19 protein-coding genes and 1 other RNA gene are annotated in these 25,331 nt (G+C 37.9%); all 20 read right to left on the bottom strand.

The genetic code is table 11. The features are described from left to right. Positions 1-78 precede the first annotated feature (78 nt). Positions 79-2,256, bottom strand: coding sequence for an NAD-dependent DNA ligase LigA (ligA, locus tag Bho11B_RS03050; RefSeq protein ID WP_078673638.1), 2,178 nt, complete (start codon positions 2,254-2,256; stop codon positions 79-81). 106 nt (positions 2,257-2,362) lie between these two features. After that, the gene (recN, locus tag Bho11B_RS03045) at positions 2,363-4,030 is read right to left on the bottom strand and encodes a DNA repair protein RecN (RefSeq protein WP_078673637.1); all 1,668 of its coding nucleotides are present in this window, start codon (positions 4,028-4,030) and stop codon (positions 2,363-2,365) included. 6 nt (positions 4,031-4,036) lie between these two features. After that, positions 4,037-4,930: an outer membrane protein assembly factor BamD gene (locus Bho11B_RS03040; RefSeq protein ID WP_078673636.1), complete on the bottom strand. Its 894-nt coding sequence runs from the start codon at positions 4,928-4,930 to the stop codon at positions 4,037-4,039. Between the two features lie 156 nt (positions 4,931-5,086). Continuing rightward, entirely contained in the window at positions 5,087-5,953 is an 867-nt protein-coding gene (gene lpxC, locus Bho11B_RS03035; RefSeq protein ID WP_078673635.1) for a UDP-3-O-acyl-N-acetylglucosamine deacetylase, read from the bottom strand. Positions 5,954-6,177: 224 nt separating this feature from the next. Continuing rightward, complete coding sequence (ftsZ, locus tag Bho11B_RS03030) at positions 6,178-7,929, bottom strand: cell division protein FtsZ (protein ID WP_035006178.1); 1,752 nt, start codon at positions 7,927-7,929, stop codon at positions 6,178-6,180. 66 nt (positions 7,930-7,995) lie between these two features. Further along, on the bottom strand, positions 7,996-9,291 hold the full coding sequence (gene ftsA, locus Bho11B_RS03025; protein WP_078673634.1) for a cell division protein FtsA: 1,296 nt from the start codon (positions 9,289-9,291) through the stop codon (positions 7,996-7,998). Beyond that, positions 9,288-10,217 (bottom strand): cell division protein FtsQ/DivIB, encoded by a 930-nt coding sequence (locus tag Bho11B_RS03020; RefSeq protein WP_371455334.1) that lies wholly within the window; start codon positions 10,215-10,217, stop codon positions 9,288-9,290. Before Bho11B_RS03020 ends, ftsA begins: the two co-directional genes overlap by 4 nt. Beyond that, the gene (locus Bho11B_RS03015) at positions 10,184-11,104 is read right to left on the bottom strand and encodes a D-alanine--D-alanine ligase (protein WP_035006183.1); all 921 of its coding nucleotides are present in this window, start codon (positions 11,102-11,104) and stop codon (positions 10,184-10,186) included. Before Bho11B_RS03015 ends, Bho11B_RS03020 begins: the two co-directional genes overlap by 34 nt. Before the next feature lie 224 nt (positions 11,105-11,328). Next, complete coding sequence (gene murB, locus Bho11B_RS03010; protein WP_035006184.1) at positions 11,329-12,306, bottom strand: UDP-N-acetylmuramate dehydrogenase; 978 nt, start codon at positions 12,304-12,306, stop codon at positions 11,329-11,331. Then, on the bottom strand, positions 12,284-13,711 hold the full coding sequence (gene murC, locus Bho11B_RS03005) for a UDP-N-acetylmuramate--L-alanine ligase (protein ID WP_078673632.1): 1,428 nt from the start codon (positions 13,709-13,711) through the stop codon (positions 12,284-12,286). The genes murB and murC overlap by 23 nt, the downstream gene beginning before the upstream one ends. Continuing rightward, positions 13,695-14,831, bottom strand: coding sequence for an undecaprenyldiphospho-muramoylpentapeptide beta-N-acetylglucosaminyltransferase (murG, locus tag Bho11B_RS03000; protein ID WP_035006187.1), 1,137 nt, complete (start codon positions 14,829-14,831; stop codon positions 13,695-13,697). Before murG ends, murC begins: the two co-directional genes overlap by 17 nt. Beyond that, on the bottom strand, positions 14,821-15,978 hold the full coding sequence (locus Bho11B_RS02995) for an FtsW/RodA/SpoVE family cell cycle protein (RefSeq protein WP_078674088.1): 1,158 nt from the start codon (positions 15,976-15,978) through the stop codon (positions 14,821-14,823). Before Bho11B_RS02995 ends, murG begins: the two co-directional genes overlap by 11 nt. A gap of 126 nt (positions 15,979-16,104) precedes the next feature. Continuing rightward, positions 16,105-17,529: a UDP-N-acetylmuramoyl-L-alanine--D-glutamate ligase gene (murD, locus tag Bho11B_RS02990; RefSeq protein ID WP_078673631.1), complete on the bottom strand. Its 1,425-nt coding sequence runs from the start codon at positions 17,527-17,529 to the stop codon at positions 16,105-16,107. A gap of 4 nt (positions 17,530-17,533) precedes the next feature. After that, a complete protein-coding gene (mraY, locus tag Bho11B_RS02985) occupies positions 17,534-18,604 on the bottom strand; it encodes a phospho-N-acetylmuramoyl-pentapeptide-transferase (protein WP_078674087.1) in 1,071 nt (356 codons plus the stop codon). A 23-nt stretch (positions 18,605-18,627) separates the two neighbouring features. Continuing rightward, positions 18,628-20,046, bottom strand: coding sequence for a UDP-N-acetylmuramoyl-tripeptide--D-alanyl-D-alanine ligase (gene murF, locus Bho11B_RS02980; RefSeq protein ID WP_078673630.1), 1,419 nt, complete (start codon positions 20,044-20,046; stop codon positions 18,628-18,630). Next, on the bottom strand, positions 20,043-21,497 hold the full coding sequence (locus Bho11B_RS02975; protein WP_078673629.1) for a UDP-N-acetylmuramoyl-L-alanyl-D-glutamate--2,6-diaminopimelate ligase: 1,455 nt from the start codon (positions 21,495-21,497) through the stop codon (positions 20,043-20,045). The genes murF and Bho11B_RS02975 overlap by 4 nt, the downstream gene beginning before the upstream one ends. Before the next feature lie 17 nt (positions 21,498-21,514). Next, positions 21,515-23,266, bottom strand: a complete 1,752-nt coding sequence (locus Bho11B_RS02970; RefSeq protein ID WP_078673628.1) for a penicillin-binding protein 2 — start codon at positions 23,264-23,266, stop codon at positions 21,515-21,517. Continuing rightward, the gene (locus Bho11B_RS02965) at positions 23,266-23,673 is read right to left on the bottom strand and encodes a hypothetical protein (RefSeq protein ID WP_078673627.1); all 408 of its coding nucleotides are present in this window, start codon (positions 23,671-23,673) and stop codon (positions 23,266-23,268) included. Before Bho11B_RS02965 ends, Bho11B_RS02970 begins: the two co-directional genes overlap by 1 nt. Beyond that, positions 23,670-24,710 (bottom strand): 16S rRNA (cytosine(1402)-N(4))-methyltransferase RsmH, encoded by a 1,041-nt coding sequence (gene rsmH, locus Bho11B_RS02960; protein WP_078674086.1) that lies wholly within the window; start codon positions 24,708-24,710, stop codon positions 23,670-23,672. Before rsmH ends, Bho11B_RS02965 begins: the two co-directional genes overlap by 4 nt. 213 nt (positions 24,711-24,923) lie before the next feature. After that, positions 24,924-25,312, bottom strand: an RNA gene (rnpB, locus tag Bho11B_RS02955) — RNase P RNA component class A. Positions 25,313-25,331 lie beyond the last annotated feature (19 nt).

Raw genomic sequence — 25,331 nt, 5'->3', positions numbered from 1 at the left:
TTATAAATTAAATAATAGAAAATTTACTAACTTGCTTTCTATAATTTATTATAAGAAATGATAATAACATTATGGGAATCACTGTTTGAGATGAAAATTCTCAATATAATGCCCATCAATTAACTTGAGCCAGTTTTTTTCATCCAGAACCTCAATACCTAATTGCTGTGCTTTAACTAGTTTCGATCCTGCTCCGAAACCTGCAACAAGAAGATCAGTCTTTTTAGAAATAGAATTCGATGTCTTAGCACCTAACCGTTCTGCCAAGGACTTTGCTTCGTCCCTTGACATATGCTCCAAAGTTCCCGTAAAAACAATAATTTTCCCTACTATTGGTGAATAATCTATTGCAATAGGCGCTTCATGAAGAGGAGTTACTTCCTTAAGTAAGGCCGATAAAACATCACGGTTATGCACCTCCTGATAAAAATCAATAATCGCTTCACCAACACGAGATCCAATTCCCTCAATATTGGTTAATTCCTTCCAAATCTCATTACCTTCACTGTTTTTATCAGGCGGCATAATAGCCGTCATCGCTGCAGTTTCAAAAGCAATGTAATTTTGGTAAGCACGAGCAAGACGTTGTGCCTTAACCTCACCAATGTGACGAATGCCTAACGCAAACAAAAAACGACTTAAAGAAATTTCACGACGAGCATTAATAGCATTATAAAGTTTACGAACTGAAACAACTCCAAAACCTTCCATATTTTCCAAACGTCTCAAAGAATTCTCTTGACGTCGTTGTAAAGTGAAAATATCTACCGGCGAACGAATACAAAGCGTTTTATCTTGAGCATGAAAAAAAAATTCCACTTGTTTTCTACCAAATCCTTCAATATCAAAGGCATTACGCGAAACAAAATGACAAATTCGCTCAATTGCTTGCGCGGAGCAAATAAGTCCACCCGTACATCGGCGGACTGTTTCACCTTCTTCACGAACAGCATGACTCCCACAAACAGGACATACGTGAGGAAAAATAAAAGCAGGAGTATCTTTTGAACGCTTTTCAACAAGGACATCGACAATTTGGGGAATCACATCGCCAGCACGTTGTATAATCACAGTATCGCCCACACGGATATCACGTCCTTCACGAATTAGCTCACCCTTATGACCGATTCCTTTAATATAATCTTCATTGTGCAAACTTGCATTAGTAATGACAACCCCACCTACAGTAATAGGTGTAAGACGAGCAACAGGGGTTAATGCCCCAGTTCGACCTACCTGAATATCAATATCTTCTAAAAATGCTATAGCTTTTTCTGCTGGAAATTTATGTGCAATTGCCCAACGTGGTGAACGAGCAACAAACCCTAAACGCGTTTGGAGCATTAAATCATTAACTTTATAAACAATCCCATCAATATCATAATCTAGTGATTGACGACATTCTTCGATAGAATGGTAATATGAAATAAGATCTTCTACTTTTTCAAAAACCTTTGTTAATGGATTAATAATAAAGCCATATTCTTTAAGCTTTTTCATCATTCCTATTTGGCTTTCAGCAGGCATTTCACTTACTTCACCCCAAGCATAAGCAAAAAATTTAAGATTTCTGCTAGCGGTTATCCGTGAATCAAGCTGACGTAAGGAACCAGCTGCTGCATTTCTAGGATTTGCGAAAACTAACTTCCCTTCTTTCTGTTGGTTAATATTGAGTAACTGAAAATCTTTCTGTCCCATATAAACTTCACCACGAACCTCAATAATATCAGGAAAATTACCCTGTAAAATCTCTGGAATATCAGCAATTGTTCGCGCATTTGTAGTGACATTTTCACCTATGGATCCATTTCCACGCGTTATAGCACGTACAAGTTTTCCTGCCTCATAGCGTAAAGATAAAGATAAACCGTCAATTTTTGGTTCGGCTGTCATTTCTATTGTCTGTGTTTCTGGCAATCGTAAAAAACGACGAATACGTTCAATAAATTCACTAACATCTTCAAAATTAAATGCATTATCCAAAGACAGCATTGGCTGTGCATGAATAGATTTTTCAAATTTTTCAGAAATCGGTGCACCAATTTTAGATGAAGGAGAGTCCGCACGAATTAATTCAGGAAAAAGAGCTTCAATTTCCTCATTACGACGACAAAGAGCATCATATTCTGCATCAGAAATTTCAGGCTGGTCATCACGATGATACAACACATCATGACGTGCAATTTCTTTTGCCAACCATTCCAACTCACTTGCTGCTTCAAGAGCGGTTAAGTTTTTAATCACATTTTTGTCCATAAATTCTATTCCAAATCTTGAATGATGATTATACACAAATCCCAATGATTATTATAAAAAGAATCTAAATGAACATCTGTTTGTTAGTATTTTCATTACTTCTTAATTATGTCTGCGCTAAAAGCTTTTGGGCTGCTGCACGTGCTTCTTCAGTAACTTGTTCTCCTGCTAACATGCGTGCAATTTCTTCTGCACGTTCGTGAGTTTCTATTTTATTAACACTCGTAACAAAGCATCCTGTATTGCCGCTTTCAACCTTTGAAATCAAAAAATGATTATGGGCCTTAGATGCTACCTGCGGTGCATGCGTGACAGCAAAAACTTGAATATTTTTTGATAAACGCAGCAATCGTTGTCCAATTGCAGCAGCAACAGCTCCACCAACACCTGTATCAATTTCATCAAAGATTAATGTTGGTGCTGATCCACGATCAGCTAATACAACCTTCAATGCTAATAAAAAACGAGACAATTCACCACCAGAAGCCACACTTAATATCGGCCCTGCTCGTGTTCCAGGGTTTGTACGCACCCAATATTCAACACGATCAATACCATCTGGACTATATTTTTCAGCATCACTCTGTATTTCAACGATAAATTCTGCTTTCTCCAATTTCAACGCTGGTAGCTCATCCATAACGCTTGAAGATAAACGACGCGCTACTTCTTGACGTTTTATCGAAAGCGCTTGTGCCAATATATCGTACTCTTTTTGCGCTTTTTGAGCTTCAGTCTCTAAATGAACGAGTGTTGCTTGAGCAGAATCAAAATCAGCCAGTTCAGCACACATCTTATCGCGCAACTGAGCAAGTTCATCTCCAGAAACATGATATTTGCGAGAAAAACCTCGAAGTGCAAAAAGACGTTCTTCTATTCGTTCTAACTCGTTAGTATCAAAATCCAATGCTTGCATTGCAGCTTCAATACAATCTTGCGCTGTTGTGAGTGCACGCAATGCATCGTCAATAGATTTCACTATAGGTATAATCAAATCCTGCGCTTCAGGAATTTTCCGCTCCAAACGTCTTACCAAATTAGCAAGAACAAGGATTGGTGATTTTGAACCTCCTAAGAGATCATCAGCCTCTCTAATATCTGTTGCTATCTTTTCTAATTTGAGCATATCAGCCCGACGAAGAGACAAAGCATCTTCTTCATCAACTTTAAAATCAAACTTATCAAGTTCTTCTACACTTGCACGAAGATAATCAACTTCACGTACCGCACTTTCAACTTTAACATGTTGTTGTTGCACACGTTCTTTTAACGCATGCCATATGCGATAGCACTCGCGCAAATTTTCTACTTCACTTTCAAGACCACCAAAAGCATCTAATAATTGACGATGTGTACTAATATCAACAAATGCACGATCATCATGTTGTCCATGAATTTCGACCAACATACGGCCAATATCGCGCATCAATGTAATGCTAATCACTTGATCATTCAGAAAACCACGACTACGACCATCACTCGATTGTACACGCCGTAGAATGATATCACCTTCACAATCAAAACCATTTTCACATATCAGCCGCCGCACAGGATGCGAAACAGGAACATTAAAAACAGCCGTTACTTGCCCCTGTGTCATACCATGACGCACAAGGGAAGAATCTCCACGTCCACCAAGAGCCAACGACAGAGAGTCAAGCAAAATAGATTTCCCCGTTCCAGTCTCCCCAGTTAAAACAGACAAACCTTCTGTAAAATGAATATCAAGTCTTTCGATTAAAACAATATTATGAATCGAAAGCTGGACCAACATATGAAATTAATTCACCTTGCTCTTATTGCCACTCAAAGCACGAGAAATCCAAGAAGATTTGTGCTCTTTAGGCGATATACTATTCTTTTGCAGTAAATCATAAGAAAATTTATACCATTTACTTTCTGGATAATTTCGCCCCAAAATCGCTGCGGCTGTCTGCGCTTCCACAGTTAAACCAAGAGCAAAATTAACTTCTGTCAATCGGAAAAGTGCTTCTTCAATCTGATTTGTATCTGGATATTCTTCAATCACAGTACGAAATCTTCTACTTGCTGCTAAATATCGCTGACCTTCTTCATAATAACGACCAATCTGCATTTCCTTACCAGCTAATTGCTCTCGGCCAAAACGTATCTTAGCCTTAGCATCGCTGACATACTCTGATTCTGGATAGCGCTCTATCAAAACCTGCATAGCAGCAATAGCACGCTTCGTATCCTGCTGATCACGTGTAACATCAGGAATCCGACGGAAAGAAGAGAGACCAATAATATAGTAAGCATAGGCAGAATCATCCGCTAGCGGATAAAGAGAAATATAATGCTGTGCCATAGAAATTGCATCATCATACTTAGCTAACCGATAATTTGTAAAAGCACCCATTATTAACGATTTACGACCCCAATCAGTATAAGCATATTGTTTTTCAATAATAGCAAACTTTTTTGCTGCTTCACTAAGCCGCCCCACATCAAGATTAGCAAGTGCTTGATTATATAAAACATCTGGTGGATCTATTTTTAAAACATGCATAGATGGATCAAGGATATTTTTTCCTTTACCTAAACAACCTGCTAAAAAGCAAGTTCCTCCTAAAAGAACCCCAATCAAAACTTTGCGTACAATGGTCAATTTTCTATGCGCTATATTCCCAATATACTTATCAGGTTTTTTCATAATCTCTCAGCCTCCAGAAAATATCATTTTACAGAAAAATACTCATTAAATTTTGTATCATATCGTTTTCAAAACGACTAACAAAATCTATATACTTTAAATCTATAATCCGCCTTTAAATTATATAAAATAAAGTAAATTTTATTTTTTTCCTACTTACATATTGCTTTTTTCGTAACACGATTCGTCCTGTAAAACAGCCTTAACTAATTTTGAATTAAGAGCATGCCCACTACAATAAGAACGGAATAATCCAATAAAAGGCGCACCAAGTAAAGCAGTATCACCAATAGCATCAAGCATTTTGTGTCGAACAAACTCATTTTCAAAATAAGCGCCAGCTGGATTAATAATTTGATCATCAAGACCAATAATAAGAGAGTTTTCTAAAGAAGAGCCTATTCCTTTTCCAGAAGTCCATAATTTTTCCACATCCTTCACAAAACCAAAAGTGCGCGCACAAGACAAATCATTTTTAAACCCTTGTGCAGTAAGATCAAAGCTCAAATGTTGTTTGCCAATAACAGGAGTAGGAAAAGAAATTGTAACATCAAAACGACACCCATCAAATGGCAAAAACTCAGCCATACCATTTGCTGTTTCAACACGCACTGTTTTTTTTATAACAAAATAAGATCGCAACGCTGTTTGCTGAACAATACCTATCTTTTCAAAACCTTGACAATAATGCCATGAAGCACCATCCAAAATAGGAACTTCATTACTTGACACCTCAATGATGAGATTATCCAGATTATACGCAGCAATTGCGGCCATCAAATGTTCAATTGTCTCAACTCTTATATCTCCATGTCCAAGCACTGTTGATAATTCAGTTGCTCCAACTTGCGATGCATGCGCTGGAAATATTTGCTCTTTTCCATCTATGCCATAACGCTTAAAAACAATACCACATTCAATATCAGCTGGCTCAATCTTCATAACAGATAAATGTCCACTATGAACACCACGCCCTTCAAATATTAATGTATCTTTAAGAGTCGATTGATATTTCTGTCCCAATTAATAATACCACTTCATTAATATTCTTAATAATTTTTTGGAATCTTCATAAGACTATCAAAAATTATCTCTACAATAAATAATAAACCCATTTAATGAATGGATTTATTATTTTCTATAAAAACTCCATAAATTTTACTATAATAAAGCTTCCATTGTATGATGGATAGAAATATAGAGTTCTCTTATTTCAATTTTCTATACATTTTTCAATTTTCTATACATTAATTTGCTTGACGACGCAAAAACGCTGGTATTTCCAACTCGTCCTCTTCACTGATACAAATGTTTTGATCCTGCGATGCAGGTTGCTGCGACTCGGTAGAGTAACGAGGCATATAAACAGAAGTATCTTGAGAAAGATCCTGAGGATTGGCACTAGAAATATGAAAATCTTTATGCGAAGAAGAATTGACAGCAGGCTCTAACCGAGCTTCTGGTTCAATTTCTTCACGATACGTCAAACTTTGTTTCAAACGCTGCCAAAGATTACGTGGTCCTTGATCGACACTAGAAAAATTTGTACTTTGACTCCGAATAGAAGACGGAAAATCTTTTAACTCAGGCATACGCACCGGCGTTGAACAAGATTGTGTTTGCACTTGTTTTTTCTTCTGTTCTGCAACTCCAACCTTGTCATCAAGAACATGTGCTGTTGCTTCCATTCCCACTGCTCTAGCCATAGGCTGTTGAGAAACACAACCAGCCTGCATACGTAGTGAACTTGATGTCTTTGCATGTATATTTTGCCCATAAGGAGCAGTGTTTACAGTTCGTGGAGTATATGTTGTATCTGTAGTCTGCACAAAAAATTGACTTTTTGGACAAAATGGCTCTTCAATTGGCTGTTTCATTTCTACTTCTAGCGCTTCTATAACTTCTACCATTGATTCAGAACGCAAAGATGATGATGACTGAGAAGCAGTCTGCGTTACTCCAGTATCATTTTTACGCATTGAAGCTACAGGCCGATGAAATTTAGGATGTGAAGGTTGTATTATATCATTAATCTCACGATCAATACCAGTAGCAACCACCGATACACGAATAACACCCTCAAGTGACTCATCATCAATAGCACCAAAGATAACATTTGCATCAGCATCAACTTCTTCTCTAATACGATTAGCCGCCTCATCCACTTCAAACAAGGTCATATCACGACCACCCGTAATGGAAATCAAAAGGCCACGGGCTCCACGCATAGAAGTGTCATCTAACAACGGATTTGCAATAGCAGCTTCAGCAGCAGCCAAAGCACGTCCATCACCAGATGCCTCTCCAGTTCCCATCATTGCACGACCCATTTCATGCATAACAGAACGAACATCTGCAAAATCAAGGTTAATCAATCCTTCTTTAATCATCAAATCTGTAATAGAAGCAACACCAGAATAAAGAACTTGGTCGGCCATAGCAAAAGCATCAGAAAATGTTGTTTTTTCGTTCGCAATACGAAAAAGATTTTGATTCGGAATAACGATTAATGTATCAACCGATTTTTGTAATTCTTCTATGCCAGCTTCTGCTGTCTTCATTCGACGTGCACCTTCAAATTGGAAAGGCTTCGTCACAACACCAACAGTCAAAATACCTTTTTCACGTGCCGCATTAGCAACAACAGGTGCGGCTCCGGTTCCCGTGCCTCCACCCATACCTGCTGTAATAAAAACCATATGAGAATCTGCAAGATGATCGATAATTTCATCGATACATTCATCTGCAGCAGCTTGACCAACTTCTGGTAAAGCACCAGCACCTAAACCTTCTGTTACTGCTGCACCTAGCTGGATCACACGTTCAGCTTTTGACATAGCCAAAGCCTGTGCATCTGTATTAGCAACAACAAAGTCAACTCCCTGAAGACCAGCATTTATCATATTATTCACGGCATTTCCGCCACCACCTCCAACACCAAAAACGGTAATACGTGGCTTCAATTCCGCGATATCTGGCCGGTGCAGATTAATTGTCATGTTTTTTTTCCTTCTCATAAAACACCGCAAGCCAAAGCGATGAAAATTAATACCCAAATAGACCTACTAAAAACTCTCACGCAACCACTGACCGACACGTTGAAAATACCCACCTGTGCCAGTTGATAATTGTCTCACTGTTGTATGAATTGTTTTTTCTTCGAAACCCGCTAATTGCGGATAGATTAACAATCCAACAGCTGACGAAAACGCCGCTCCTTTTGCAGAAGCAGGAAGCCTAGAAACACCTAAAGGCCGCCCTATACGAACATTTCTTCCTAATATATTACGCGCCATCTCTGGCAACCCAATTAACTGACTTGCTCCTCCAGTTAAAATAACCCGCTTACCAACAATATGACCAAACCCAGAACAACTCAAACAATCACGAAGCATTTCTAATATTTCTTCAACACGCGCCCGAATAATACGACTAAGAACTGCACATGGATATTGAGTTCGCTCATTTCCAATTTCAGCGACATTAATCATATGATGAGCATCAATACTTTCTGAAAGCGTTGAACCATACATAACTTTTAAACGCTCTGCTTCTTCAATAGACATAGACAATCCCCGTGCAACATCAAGAGTTATATGGTGCCCACCAATTGAAAGTGTATCTGCATGAACAAATTTTCCTTCAGAAAATATTGAAAATGTTGTTGTTCCAGCCCCAAAATCAATACATGCAGCTCCTAAACGTGCCTCATCATTAATCAAAACTGCAAGACCACTCGCAAAAGGTGTTGCGACCATTGCTTCAACACTTAAATGAGCACGATTAATACAAGCTTCCAAATTACGTAAAGATGCTGTTTCTGCTGTCACCACATGCACATCCACCCCAAACAATTCACCCATCATTCCAACGGGATCAGAGATTCCTTTATCTCCATCCAATATATAAGATATCGGAACGGAATGCATAATATGCCGTTCAGCCTCAAAAGCTTTACGCGAAACATTTGCCAAGGCCATACGCATATCACGCGCAGTAACTTCACGCCCGCCCAGATGTACTGTACCGTTAACAAAAGTACTTTTTAATCGGTTTGAGGAAAAATTTACAATAACTGAATCTACCACCAAACCAGCCATTTTCTCTGCAGCATTAACAGCTAAACGTATTGATTGTTCCGCTGCAAGCATATCCATAACAACACCAGATTTAATTCCACACGAGCGCTGTACACCAAAACCCAAAACCTCCATAAAATGTGTACGACCGTGTAAATGTTGCGGATATTTCAAAGGACGTAAACAAGCAATAAGACAAACAACCTTACTTGAACCCACATCAAGAACTGTTAGAAAACGCGTCTTGCGCCCCCTCCCATGATGTGATTTCAAAAACATCATATATTCCTTTCTTTTAATACCTTTAAAATACGTTCTTCTTCCATTACCGTCGCACGATGCTGTGCTAACACTTCATCTGACAAAGCAATCGTTATTCGATCAGAAAGACGTAAATCAATGCTTAAAGCATCGCGAGAAAAAAGATCTTTTGCCGTATTTGTCTTTAAAAGAGCAACAAGCCTTTCAACAGCGCCTTGCTCAGGCAACATAATACGCACCCCATTTTCTAAAAAAATATCCCAACGTCGATCACCCACACGCACATAAGCACGAATACGATCACGGAATTGCGAATATGGTAACAACGACTGAATAAATAACTTCGCTGCTTTTTGCGCTCCCTGACCAACAACAAGTGGTAAATTCTGAATTAAACCCGCCTGAAATGGTAAAATAATACGCCCTGTATCATCAATCACATCCATTACACCATCATGTTGCCAAATTGCGTATGGCTCACGCTCTACCATTGAAATACATATCCGGTTAGGATAAATTTTCCGAATATCAACCGATTGAATCCAAATTTGTTGTTCTAAAGTAGAACGTGCTTTATCAACATCAAAGCTAATAATTGATGGATGAACATCAAGCCCTAAAAGCTTCAAAACATATTGTTTTGTCATATTTTTATTGCCACTCATATCAACATGAGTAATCACAAAACCAAAATTTAATGTCACAAGCCTTATAATTCTATTCACATGACCGCTAGAAACAATGCCATAAAATAAGGAAAGCAAGAAAAAAGAAAAAACAGCAAAAGAGCCAAAATAACGCGGCACATGAATATCAGAAAATACAAATTGCAATATAAATCGGAGAAAGCAACGATAAAAACGTGGGAAAATTGGCGTTGATAGCGCCTTTAAAATTCCCATTTCGCCAACATTTAACGCATACATGACGCGTCCTCCACTATCCATTTAACAATGTCGCTATAAGTACGACCACTTGCTTTTGCAATATCTGGCACAAGAGAGGTTGATGTCATACCAGGCTGCGTATTAATTTCGAGCCAAATCAGCTCTTCCGTTTCTTCATTAAAACGAAAATCAGAACGACTAACACCTCGACAACCTATCGCTTGATGCGCTGCTAAAGACATTCTTTGCACTTTTTGGTAAATATTTAATGAAAGTTGTGCAGGACAAATGTGAATAGAACCTCCGGACTTGTATTTTGAATCATAATCATAAAACTGGAAATGTTGATCAGGTATAATCTCACAGACATCTAAAACTTCATCACCCAAAACAGCGCAAGTAAGCTCCCGACCAGGAATATACTTTTCAACGATTACCTCATCTTTATCCATCCGCTCAGAGCTTACTATATTATGAGGTGGAAATGCTTCATCGCCATTCACAATAATAACACCAATGCTCGATCCTTCATGCACAGGTTTAATTACATAAGGTGGTTCCAAAGGATGTTGTGATCCAATTGCACAACGATCCATTACATAAGAAGGAGCAACAGGAACACCAGCACTAGCAGCAATAATTTTTGCCCGCCCTTTATCCATTGCTAATGCTGACGCCATCACTCCAGAATGCGTATAAGGAATTTTCAAATATTCAAGAATGCCTTGAATACGTCCATCTTCACCAAACGAACCATGTAATGCATTAAAAACTATATGTGGTTGTAATTTCTCAAGAACAGAAGCAATACGACTATCAACATCTACACGAGTTACAGAATAACCATGAGCTTCAAGAATATCAGCGCAAGCAGAACCAGAAGATAAACTTACAGACCGTTCTGATGAAAGTCCTCCCATCAATACAGCTATATGCTTACCTCTCATAACGACTTATCCTTCTTCATATACTAAATACAGAATATATAAAAATAAAAATACTATATATAGGAAAAAGCTAGATTTATCTTTGCGAATCAATAACCTAGCGTCCTCTCTAATGAATCAGACTCAAGGGCTTGATGCAAGAGCTTCTCTGTTAATTTATTGATTTTTAATAGATTTTTTTCTTATCTCTTTGAAATGACTCAATTTTTTTAGTTATAAAAAAATCAATTATTCTGATCAAAAAGAGAGACTATACGATCTTGTTCAAATTGGCCAATACGCTGTATTTCCCACTGTAATAAATGTCCTGAATGAGCAAAAACACGAGCACGTACTGTTTCTCCTAATTTTTCAAGATCATAACCTGTTGCTTGATCAATATTAATCATAAAATTACAGTGCATCTCACTCATTTGAGCACCCCCAATTTTTAAACCACGGCACCCAGCCTCATCAATAACACGCCATGCAGATGTACCTACAGGATTACGAAAAGTGGATCCACCTGTTTTTTCACGAATAGGTTGTACCTTCTGCCGATGCAAAGCAACTTCCTCCATAGCTGCGCGGATATGATGTCTATTCCCTTGCTCCCCTTCCAATAAGGCAGCAACAAAAACAAAATCATCAGGAACATCGCAACAACGATAAGAATAATGTATATCGTTCACACTCAATATATGGCGTTGTCCTTTACGATCAAGCGCATAAACTTCAACAACACGCTCAGCAGTTTCAATACCATTAGCTCCAGCATTCATTTTTAATGCTCCTCCACAACCACCAGGAATACCATGATAAAAATGAAAACCAGAAAGTTCCGCTTCTAAAGCTGCTGCAGCCAAATGTTTACCCGCTACCGCAGCGCCAACCAAAAAGCGTTTTGATGACACTTGCTTCAACTGCCCAAAACCTTTTGCGGAAAGACGAACAACAATACCAGGGATACCTCCATCACGGACCAGAAGATTAGAACCAATCCCCACAATCGTTACAGGAATGGTTTCAGGCAAAGACTGAAAAAATAAAACTAAATCTGCTTCATCAGAAGGTTGATAAAAAATCTCAGCGAGTCCACCGGTGCGAAACCATGTTACCTTACGCATATTGACATTAGGCATTAATTTGCCTCGTATACCACGTAACGCCGGCTGTAATTTTTTTAACAGCCCTTCACCATCAATCGGCCGAAAATTTGTCATTGTTATCAAGTACCATTAATTGATCGGGCAGTGCGTAAGCCCATTGTGTGATGCTACCAGCACCCAGAAAAACCACATAATCACCAGATTTAGCTAACCTAGATACAATAGAAATAGTATCTTCTAAACTATTAATCAGATGCACATCACGGTGGCCAGCCATCTGAATATGCTCAACTAATTCTTTAGAACCAAAACCAGCTATTGGCTCTTCACCAGCTGCATAAACCGGTGTAATCATCACTGTATCCGCATCATTAAAACAAGTAGAAAAATCATCAAATAGATGATACAAGCGCGTATAACGATGTGGTTGCATAATCGCAATGATATTTCCTTTTGCGCTCTCACGTGCTGCATGCAAAACTGCTTTTATTTCAACTGGATGATGCCCATAATCATCAAATATCTCAACTCCGTTCCAATTCCCTGTTTTCGTAAAACGCCGTTTAACACCACCAAACTCTGCTAATCCTTTCTTTATAGCTTCAGGTGAAATGCCGAGTTCATGTGCAATAGCAATTGCTGCAGTAGCATTAGAAACATTATGCTTCCCCGACATCGGTAAAATCAAATTGTTGATTTCAGTTTTTTCACCTGTTTTTCGTGATCGAATAAGAATATCGAAACACGCTTTTTGACCCTCCATTGAAAGATTAAGAAAACGAATATCTGCTTGTGGATTTGCGCCATACGTAATCACCCAACGATCATGAATACGACTAGCTAATGTCTGAACTTCTGGGTGGTCAATACACATAACGGCAAAACCATAAAAAGGCACATTTTCTACAAACTGCCGAAAAGCTTCACGTATAGCATTAAAATTGCCATAATGGTCTAAATGCTCAACATCGATATTGGTAACAACTGCTATATCAGCTGGCAATTTTAAAAACGTCCCATCACTTTCATCAGCCTCAACCACCATCCAATCCCCATCTCCCATACGTGCATTAGTCCCGTAAGCATTTATAATACCGCCATTAATGACTATCGGATCAAAATGACCTGCATCAAGAAGTGCAGCTACCATTGACGTAGTTGTTGTTTTTCCGTGCGTACCACCAATAGCAATTGTCCGACGAAAACGCATTAACTCAGCAAGCATTTCTGCTCGCTTAACAACTGGTAAATGCCTTTTTTGGGCAGCAATATATTCAGGATTTGTTTTCTTAATAGCAGTAGAAATAATAACAACTTCCGCTGCTCCCAAATTTTCAGCACGATGTCCTATACAAATATTAATTCCCTTATTCTGTAAGCGTTCAACATTTGCGTTATAAGTTTGATCAGATCCTTGAACTTTATAACCAAGATTATGAAGAACTTCAGCAATTCCGCTCATACCTATACCTCCAATTCCTACAAAGTGGATAAGGCCAATATTAAGCGGCATTTTCATCAAATAACTCCTTTTTAATATCTAATAATGATCGTTCTAAAATCAATGCTTCAACCATATTTGCCAAAATAACGGTTGCATAAGGTTGCCCAACTTTTTTTGCAGACAGTGCTTGTTTTTCCAATAAGTGTGGCTCACAACAAACTTTTGTCAAGAGAGAAGCAAGTCTTTGCGTATCTAAATTTTTCTCTACTATAATCTGTGCTCCTCCTATTTCAGAAAGTTTAGCAGCATTCTCTGCTTGATCGTGATCTAGAGCGTAAGGATATGGAATAAATAAAGCTGGCCGACCAATCACAGCTATTTCACAAACTGTCGAAGCACCAGCACGTGACATAATAAAATGGGATTGAGCGATATGTTCAGCCATATTATCAAAAAAACGTGCAACTTCTGCCTGCACTCCCATATCATGATAAATTTTCATGAGATCTATGGTTTCATCATAAACCTGCTGAACAATGCGTAAACGTTTCCGTATACTTTGATCAAGTAAGGTAACTGCTCCAGGAACAACTTGTGAAAAAAAAGCTGCCCCTTGGCTTCCACCAAAAACCAAAAAATGAAATGGTTGTTCACCTATAGAAGGACAATAAGGAATCTTTGCAGCTTGAAGAATAGCCTTACGAACAGGATTACCTGTTATGAATGTTTTATGAGCATAAACACTGTTAGCTGATAATAAACCACCGGCAATAGCATTGACTCTAGACGCCAATAATCTATTAGCACGTCCCATAACAGCATTTTGCTCATGAATAAATGTCTTATATCCTATTAAGGTAGCAACTAAAAGTGGTGGAAAGGTAGGATAACCACCAAACCCACCGACAAGAACAGGTTGCAATTTATAAAAAAGCATCCATGATTGAAACATTCCCTTTAGCAAATACCAAAATGTTTTTATAAGTGCAAAAGGATGACGTCTTACAAAGGTTGCCGATGAAATAACATGAATATGTTTCTCATCAAAATGGCGGACAAAACGCTTAGCTCTTTTATCTGTCATCAAATGAACATCGTATCCACGCTCTCTCAGTTCAACAGCAAGCGCTTCTGCAGGGAAAAGATGCCCACCTGTACCACCAGCAGATAAAACAATAACTTTTTTATGTGTCATCAGCAGTATCCGAAACAAAAGTTGATAAAACAGTTGAAATACGCGCTTCTGGCCAACGACGTGTCAAACTCAGTAAAATACCTATCGAAATTGCAATTGCTACCATAGATGAGCCACCATAAGAAATAAAGGGTAGCGTCATACCCTTTGGAGGCATTAGGTGAAGATTAACCGCCATATTAATTGCTGATTGAAAACCAATTATCATTGCTATACCAGCAATACCAAAACGTGTGAAGATATCACGAGTGTTCAACGCTATATAAAGAGAACGTATAACAATAAAACCAAAAAGTGCTGTAATCAATAAACACAAAATAATACCATATTCTTCAGCTGCAACAGAAAATACAAAATCTGTATGGCTATCAGGAATAATACGTTTCACTGTACCCTCACCAGGACCTCTACCAAACCATCCACCATTTAAAATAGCTTCACGCCCTACATCAACCTGAAATGTATTACCTTCCCCTGTTAAAAAACCATTGATACGTTCACGGACATGATGAACAAAAAAATAAGCTAAAAAGCCTCCTAAAATGCCCAAAATAAGAAATAAGAAGACGACAATAAGAGGCATACCTGCAATAAAAAATAAGCCACCCCATGTTGCACTTATTAAAAGTGTTTGACCAATATCTGGTTGCAAAATAAGAAGCGTACAACAAATCACATATAGTGCAATAACCAATATACAGATAAGAACGCTTTTACGCTGTAGCTGTTCCGCAAAAAGCCAAGCAGATATAATAACAAAAGCCGGTTTCATAAATTCCGATGCTTGTAAAGAAATACCAAACACAGAAATCCAACGCCGTGCCCCTTTTAACTCAAGACCAAATAATAAAGTTGCAATCATAAGTACAAGCGTTGCAAACAATAACAAAATACATAAGCGGCGAATATTACGAGGCGAAAAAAAAGAAATAGTAATCATAATCACAAATGCAGGAATACTAAAAATAATATGCCAACGAACAAAATAAAAACTATCAGAAATTCCAATTTTTTTTGCAACAGAGGGGCTAGCTGCAAAAGATAGCATGATACCAATTCCCATAAGAATCAAACAAGCAGTAAAGATAGAGCGATCAATTGTCCACCACCAATTAGAGATTGGGCCTCGATCTGCACGAGTTATCATCATCTTCACTTTACCTTTTATAATCACATCTAAAAGAAATAATGTGATTTTCCTAATATCTTTGATGAGCAATTTAATCTAAATTACACTCAAAAAGATTCTCGACGGTTAACATAAAATAACTTTTTACAATTCTTGCTTCTTTAACTGCATAACAAGAGAAACAAAAGTCTCTCCACGTACCTCATAATTCTTAAATTGATCATAACTTGCACAAGCTGGAGAAAACAGAACCACAGCTTCTTTCTCCATATCACGGGCTGCATCACTATCACGGGCTGCATCACTAGCCGCTTCGCGGACTGCATTTTCTAAAGTCAAACTCATCGAAAAAGGAAAAGCAGAACCGATAATGCGCGCAAAATTTTCCGCTGCACTACCAATTAAATATGCTTTACGAATTTTATAAAAAAATCCTTTAAGAGCATCAATCCCACCTTCTTTTGCCTGCCCTCCAACAATCCAAAAAATATTATTAAAAGTAGTCAGTGCAGGAACAGATGCCTCTGCATTGGTAGCCTTACTATCATTAATAAACAAAATAGATCCAATTTTACACACCTGTTGCATTCGATGCGCAAGCCCTAAATAGCTTGCTAAATGCTCTTCTATATCTAAGGTAGTAATTTTTAATATCTGCAAAGTCGCTAAAGCCATAAGAGCATTTTCTGCATTATGACTTCCACGTAATGAAGCTATATTTGCCAAATCTGCAAGCATATGATGTTGCCCATGATAAATAGCAAAAAGTTTTGTTCCTTCTACATAAAAACCATTTTTAACAACATGCTCTTTAGACACTGGATCAATTGGATAACCTTCATCAAAAAGCTTTTGATATAAAGCACAGCAAACCAAACTATCAATTGAAATAAGAGCACGAGAAGCTCTAGAAACAACGCGTTCTTTGACCTGCACATAGCGTTCAAAGCTACCATGGCGATCAATATGATCAGGTGTTAAATTCAACAAAAGACCAACAGTTGGCTGAAGAGACGGAGCTAATTCTATTTGAAATGACGAACATTCAATAACATAAATACGTTTTTTTACAAATGGCTTAAGCGTTAATATTGCTGTTCCAATATTACCTCCCATTTGCACATCATAACCCATTTTTTCTAAAAGATGAGCAAGTAAAGCAGTGGTTGTTGATTTACCATTTGTACCTGTAATAGCAATAAATGGAACATCCTGGTCATCAAAACCATTTTGCTGTAAAAAAAGATTACGTGCACGAACAAATAGCTCAATATCACCGATAATTTCGATATTTTCTTGACGCGCTTTTTCAACAACCCAATGTGGCCTTGGATAAGTTAAAGGCACTCCAGGAGCTAAAATCAACGCAACAAATTCTGTCCAATCTTCATAATACAGATTCTTTGTGGGAATATTTTCCTTACAAGCAGCTTCCACACTAGAACAATTATCATCCCAAGCAACTACTTCTGTACCACAAGCAATTAAAACTTTTGCTGTAGCTATTCCTGATTTCCCTAACCCAAATACAGCAACTTTTTGACCTTTATAACACTCAACAGAAATCAAGATTTCACCTCAATTTAAGTGTTGAAAGACCAATCAATGCTAAGACAATCGTAATAATCCAAAAACGTATCACAATCTGACTTTCTGTCCAACCTTTTTTCTCAAAATGATGGTGAATTGGCGCCATAAGAAACACACGCGTTTTCGTCAGTTTGAACCAACCTACTTGAATAATAACTGACATCGCTTCTAAAACAAAAAGTCCACCAATAATAGCTAAAACAATTTCGTGCTTCGTGGCAACAGCAATAACACCTAGCAACCCGCCAAGAGCCAAAGAACCAGTATCTCCCATAAAAATAGCTGCTGGAGGTGCATTATACCATAAAAAGCCCAGTCCAGAACCAAAAACTGCTCCAAGTAAAACAGCTAACTCACCCGTGCCTGCCACATAATGAATTTGTAAATAATCAGCAAAATTCATATTCCCAGACAGATAAGCAATCAATGCAAAAGATAAAGAGACAACCATCACAGGAACAATAGCAAGCCCATCAAGACCGTCCGTTAAATTAACAGCATTACCAGTACCTACGATAACACAAGCAGTAAAAGGAATAAAAAACCAACCCAAATTAATAAAATAATCCTTTACAAAAGGCAAAGCTAATCCTGGTGAGCCAACTTTTAAAATAATAAAACACGCAATGACTGCGATTACAAATTCCAAACTTAATCGCGCTTTTCCAGAAAAACCTTTATGCGTTTGCTTTGTCACTTTAAGATAATCATCATAAAAACCAATTATCCCAAAAGAAAGCATAACAAATAACGAAACCCAAAAATAAATATTTAATAAATCACACCATAAAAATGCCGATATCATAATACCAATTAAAATCATTAATCCACCCATAGTAGGTGTTCCAGCTTTTTTAAAGTGAGTTTGAGGTCCATCAGTTCGAATTGGTTGTCCTTTCCCCTGCCGACTTTTGAGAAAAGCAATAATACTTGGACTAAACAAAAAAACAATCAAACCTGATGTCAAGATAGCTGCAACAGTTCGAAAAGTAATATACCGAAAAACATTAACACCTGGAATCCAATCATTCAGCAAGGAAAAAAATAGCATCATAGCGAAAAAACCTAATAAAATTATCAAGAAATGACTTTATAGCGATTAAGAATTTCAGCCACAATATTTGATAAATAAATATGGTGTGATGATTTAATCATAATAAGATCCCCATTTGAAATTTCTGAAAAAACAAGCGGAACAATTTCCTCAATATTTTCAGCATGATAAACAGTAACATAAGCAGAAAGATCACTGGCTAAAACGCCCATTTCTTTACCAACCAAAAAAACCAAATCAGCACCAGAAACACGAATGGATTCCAACAAATCACGATGTAATTTTTCACTATGGTCCCCTAATTCAAGCATATCACCCAAAATAGCAATTCGTCTCCCACCTACACCTATTGGTCCTGTTGCAAGAAGATCAAGAGCAGTCCTCATAGAAACAGGATTAGCATTGTAACTTTCATCGATTAAATGAAACATACCACCATTTGATAAAGACAGCTTATAAAGAGCTCCACGGCCTTTTTGAAGAGAAAAACGACCCAAAGCGAGCGTAACATGTGCCAAATCAGCACAAACCGTATCACAAGCTGCAAGAACACTTAAACCATTTTGTACCATATGTTGACCAGGCGCACCAATTTTAATCATCATATCTTTCTGATCAAAATGTACAACCATACAAGAGCAATTCTCTAAAAGGTGAACCTCCTTCACTTGATAATCAGCAGAATTAGAACGGCCAAAACTTCGAATTTCTTTCACACCACATTGTTTTGCTTTTTTAAGCAAATAAGAAAAAAAATGATCATCTGCGTTTAAAAGAGCTATACCATTTTTGTCTAATCCTTCAAAAATTTCAGCCTTGGCATCTGCAACTTCTTCAAGATCTTTGAAAAATTCCATATGCCCAGCTGCAATACGAGTGATTAATACCACATGCGGACAAACCAACTTCACCAAAGGACGAATTTCATTTTTATGATTCATACCAATTTCAAAGATACCATAATCACTATCTATAGGCATTCGTGCCAAAGTCAGTGGAACACCCCAACAATTATTCAAAGAAGCAAGATTAGCATGAACCTTTCCAACAGTTTCAAGTGCTTGTTTAAGAGCTTCTTTTGTAGTTGTTTTTCCCACAGAGCCTGTAATAGCTATAATTCTAGCTTTTGAACGTTTACGTGCTGCTTGCGCGAGCTTTTCTAATGCCTGCAAAACATCAGGAACGACAATCAATGGAGCTGTTATTTTTTTCATTTCGTCTAAACGATTTTGTGCAACCACTAAAACTCCAGCACCTTGTGCATAGGCGTGCGCCGCAAAATCATGACCATCAAGATGGTGCCCTTTAATGCAGAAAAAAACATCACCTGCAACAAGAGTCCGACTATCAATAGAAACCCCAGAAAAAATTTCTGGTAAACATCCAACTGTAAAACCATCCATTGCAGAAATGAGTGCCTGTTTATCCCATAAAGCTATCACTTATTCCGCTCCTTTAAAGCAGCAATTACTTTCAAACGATCTGAAAAAGGATATATCTCTTGGCCTATAATTTGTCCATTTTCATGACCTTTACCTGCAACAATTAATGTATCTCCAGCTTTCAGCAATCCCACCGCATACTCAATTGCTTGACCACGATCCGCTATTTCTATTGCTTCCGGCACTGCTTGTAAAATATCTTTTCGAATTTTCTCCGGTGCTTCCGTGCGAGGATTATCATCGGTTACAATCATAATATCAGCTTTATTTCCTGCAATTTTTCCCATCAAAGCTCTCTTTCCTTGATCACGATCACCACCACAACCAAAAACAAGAATTAAACGTCCCTGTGTAAAAGGACGAACAGAAAGTAACACCTGCTCTAAAGCTTCTGGCTTGTGCGCATAATCGACGTAAACAGGTGCACCATCTTCTGTGTTTCCAACTAATTCTAATCGGCCAGGTGCCCCTTGCAATTTTTCAAGAGAACGAAAAACCATATCTGGAGGTGCATTTGTCGCAATCGCTAAACCTGCAGCCATAAGTGCATTAGTTACTTGAAAATCACCAGCAAGTGGCAAATCAAATGTATAAATATTATTTCCCATCCGACATTCAACACGTTGTTTTAATCGTTGATGTTCAACACGATTAAGCGTGATGAATTTTCCTGTGCGACCAATTGTCAGAACTTGCCGGTGAGCTTGTCTAACAGTATCGATAACCTTTTGTGAGTAAACATCATCTGCAAAGATAAGAGCAGGTGCATCTTGCGGTAAAAGCGTATGAAATAGTCTCATCTTAGCATGGAAATAATGCTCTATGGACTTGTGATAATCCATATGATCACGCCCTAAATTGGTAAAAGCAGCTGCCGCTAAATGCACTCCATCAATCCGACATTGATCAAGCCCATGTGAAGAAGCTTCAAAGGCTGCATGTGTAACACCTTCATCATTAGCAATTTCACATAATAAACGCTGTAACATTACTGGATCAGGTGTGGTTAGAGAACCAATATCATGACGTTTAGGTGATACAACGCCTACTGTTCCTATACTAGCAGCACAAAAACCAATATATTCCCAAATTTGCCGAACAAAAGACACAACCGATGTCTTACCGCTTGTACCTGTAACAGCAACCACTGTTTCAGGTTGAGAATTATAAAAACGGGCAGCTGCTATAGCTAATTTATGACGTACATCCAACACATGAATAACAGGAATAGATAAGTTCTCGAAAACAAAATTATTATCTGTAATAATGACCCGTGCACCACGCTGTATGGCATCATTTACATACTTTTTGCCGTCGCTTTGATTTCCCTTAAGGGCCACAAAAACATAACCCGGTAATACTTGACGAGAATCAGCACTTATCCCTGTAATTTCGATTGAGGCAAGACAATCATCTTTAATACACTCTATAAATAATTCTCCAAGCAACACGGCTATTTACCTTTATATTAGTTTTTCATTGTTGTTTTCGGTAATCTCAAATTGCTTTTTGTTCTTACAATTGGTTGATACTCTTTTTTAAAATCCGGTTCTATTCCAAGAAAAATAGCTGAACGTCGAATGATGTTGGCAAGCATTGGAGCTGCATTCATTGCTGCTGTTGCTGAATGTTTTCCATCTTCTGGCTTAGGCTCATCAATAATTGTTAAGACAATATAAGAAGGATTATCTATAGGAAAAGCAGCCAAAAAGCTATTAAAGTTCTTTACTTTAGAATACTTTCCATTTTCAACTTTTTCAGATGTTCCTGTCTTACCACCAATACGATAACCTACTACCTTTGCATTACGCCCCGAACCAATATCACTATTTAACTTATAAAGATAACGCATATCTTGGCTTGTTTGAGGATGAAGAACCTGCTTAGCATATTTCAAAGCCTCTTTTTTAGAGCGTTTTAAAAATGTAGGATTAATTAACAAACCACTATTCATTAAAGCAGCAGCAGCCACTGCTGTTTGCAATGGCGTTGTTGCCATACCATGTCCAAAAGAAATCGTCATAGAATTGATATCCTTCCAATAATGGGGATAAATCGGTTGGGCCACTTCAGGCAATTCCGTTGATATACGCTCAAGTAAACCAAGTCGTTTTAAAAAATTACGATGTCCATCTACTCCTATTGCCAATGCCTCTCTAGCAGAACCAATATTAGAAGAATAAATAAAAACTTCCCACAATTTTAAAAGGCGATTTTTCCCATGAAAATCACGAATAAAATGATTACGACTTGCTTGAATTGGTTGGGAAGCATCAATAATACTGTTTAAATCAAAAAGCCCTGAATCAAGCGCCATTGCTGTGGTGAAACTTTTAATAATTGACCCCATTTCAAAAGTTCCAGCGGTCATGCGATTAAAGCGGTCACTTTTAAGAGCATCAACAGGATTTGCAGGAGAAAAATCTGGCACTGATGCCAATGCTAAAACTTCACCTGTATAAATGTTTAAAATAATAGCACCCGCAGCAATTGCTCGATAACGTTTCATGGCTTCCATCAATTCATCATGTACAATTGCCTGAACACGTATATCAATAGAAAGTTGCACTGGCTTCAATGATTCCTCTGTAGCAAGACCGGTAGCACGAAGAACGCTCAATCCATTATCATCAATATATTTTTCCATGCCAGCCAAGCCTTGATTATCAACATTGACCATACCAAGAATATGTGAAGCTATAGATCCTCCTGGATAAAAACGACGTATTTCAGTACGAAAACCAATACCTGGAATGCCAAGTTCCATAATTTGCGCCTTTTGCGTTGGAGTTAATCCACGTTGGATCCAAGAAAAACCAGAATTTCTTTTTAAACGTTTATGGACTTCCTGCCAATTCAGTTTTGGCAAAACTGTTGAGATTAATTCGATCGTCTCATCTACATCAATAATACGACGTGGTTCAGCAAAAAGCGAATAAGTTGTAATATCTTTTGCTAATAAACGCCCATTGCGATCAACAATATCAGGTCGAGAAGCTAATTGCACTATCAACGGCCCTTTTCCTTCTTCAATTTGACCACCTTTAATCCCATAAAAAATAAGGCATTTCCCTATAAGCCCATAAAGAAAAAGAAAACACAATAAAGCAAAAATCAAACGTAGACGATTAGAATACGGCTGATACATAGAAGAAGGTAAAGATTTTAACTGATTATTTGAATAATTGTTCTTTTGTGAAAATAAGAACGACAATTGCATCACCGCCCACCTTTTTGAACAAAACTATTTCTATGAACACTACGATTCTCAGCTAAAAAAGCTTTATCATCGTCTTCAAAGGTATTCTGCTTGATCAATTCTTCAATTTTATCTTGCAAACGCATTGGAATATCTTTTAATTTTACAACTTGACGTGGCTGTATTAACTCTAAACTCAGTTCTTTTTTGTAACGTTCTGCAAGTTTTCTCATGCGTGAAGGATCAATCATTACAGCCCATTCAGTATGAAGCAAATTAACCATATTTTTTTCTTCTGCAATTTCCCGCTCAATACGTTTCACTTCACCAATCTGTTTTTGGACCCCATATTTAACCTTGTAAGTAAGACTCGCTATACAAATCATGACCACTACTAAAATCATATCGAATGTGCGAAAAATTATCATTTCTTACTGCCTTCAAAACGAACAATTTCTGCCAAACCAAATAATTTCATATCTGCTGCAATAGCAACTTCTTGAGTCCGTACCCCCATACGCAACCTCGCAGAACGTGCACGAGGATTTTTCTGTAACTCTTCTTGAGTTGGGGTTTTCACACCTTTAAACAAAGGAATAAAGGTTGCTGGAGCTGATTTTATTTCAGGAAGATAACGTGATCCCTTTTTATGACCAGAACGAGCAGAGAAAAATTTTTTTACCATGCGATCTTCAAGAGAATGAAAGCTAACGACTGCCAATCGTCCTCCTGCTTTTAAAACACGCTCAGCAGCGAATAAACCACATGCAAGCTCGGCAAGCTCATTATTAACATAAATGCGTAATGCTTGAAATACACGCGTTGCAGGATGAATATGATCGCCTGGTTTTCTTCCTATTAAAGATTCAACAGCATGAGCAAGATCAATTGTACGCAAAAAAGGGCGAATACAACGACGTTTCTCAATCATCCGAGCAATTCGAACTGCGTAACGCTCTTCCCCAAATGTTTTAAACAGTTGCGCCAAATCATCCGCCTTTAAATAATTAACAACATCAGCTGCTGTAAAACCAATCTGCCCCATTCGCATATCTAATGGACCGTCTTTTTGAAAAGAAAAACCACGTTCAGGTTCATCAAGTTGCATAGAAGAAACACCAATATCAAGAATAACGGCGTCGACTTTCTCTTCTACTATATGATCCAACTGTGAAAACTCTGCTTGAACTAAACGGAGACGTGGAAAAAATTGATCAACAAGTGCTTGTCCCTCACGAATTGCATGAGGATCACGATCAAGAGCGATAACTTCTGCACCCGCATTCAATAGGGCGCATGAATAACCACCAGCACCAAAAGTGCCATCAATCACTTTTGATCCAGCTAATGGTGCAAGCTCAGCTAATACTGACTGCAACAATACTGGAATATGGCGTTCGACTCCACTATCCTGCCTTCTCAAAATACCCCATCTTGATCTATGTTTTACAAAATCATTAACCATCGACGGCATATGAGATTATCATATGCCAAAACTTTAACTCTCATTTTTACTACAAAGAGCAAGTCAAGTTAAAGCTGAATCACTATATACATTGGCTTATTAATACTTAAAGAAATGTTATAATTTTTTAAAAAAATGCTTTATTTTTGAGCGTAAAAACTCTCAAAATATGCACTTTTATCAAAATATATGTAAATTTTTTATTATATATCAAATATCAGTCGGCCTATAAGCCGGGTTCTGTTAGTAAAGTTATGCTTTACATGGCAACCATTCATCTAGGACGGATGTTACCATCCGCCTCATGCAACCTACCCAAATGACTCGCCTGGAAACTGGCTGCAAGTCAAGCCTTGCGCATCATTTCTATTCGGTCTTGCTCCCGATGGGGTTTACCTTGCCACACTCATTACTGAGTGTGCGGTGGGCTCTTACCCCACCCTTTCACCCTTACCTATAAAAATAGGCGGTTTGCTTTCTGTGGCACTTTCCCTAGGGTCACCCCCGCCGGGTGTTACCCGGCATCGTTTTTCCATGGAGCCCGGACTTTCCTCACCTATTACTTTTTAATATTTAATAGGCGCGGCTGCCCAGCCGACTGATTTTTTATTTATACAATAT

This window comes from Bartonella sp. 11B, from assembly GCF_002022625.1.
Classification (GTDB): domain Bacteria; phylum Pseudomonadota; class Alphaproteobacteria; order Rhizobiales; family Rhizobiaceae; genus Bartonella; species Bartonella rochalimae.
Note: the sequence above shows the minus strand (reverse complement) of the source record. Positions and strands in the feature narration are given on the sequence as shown.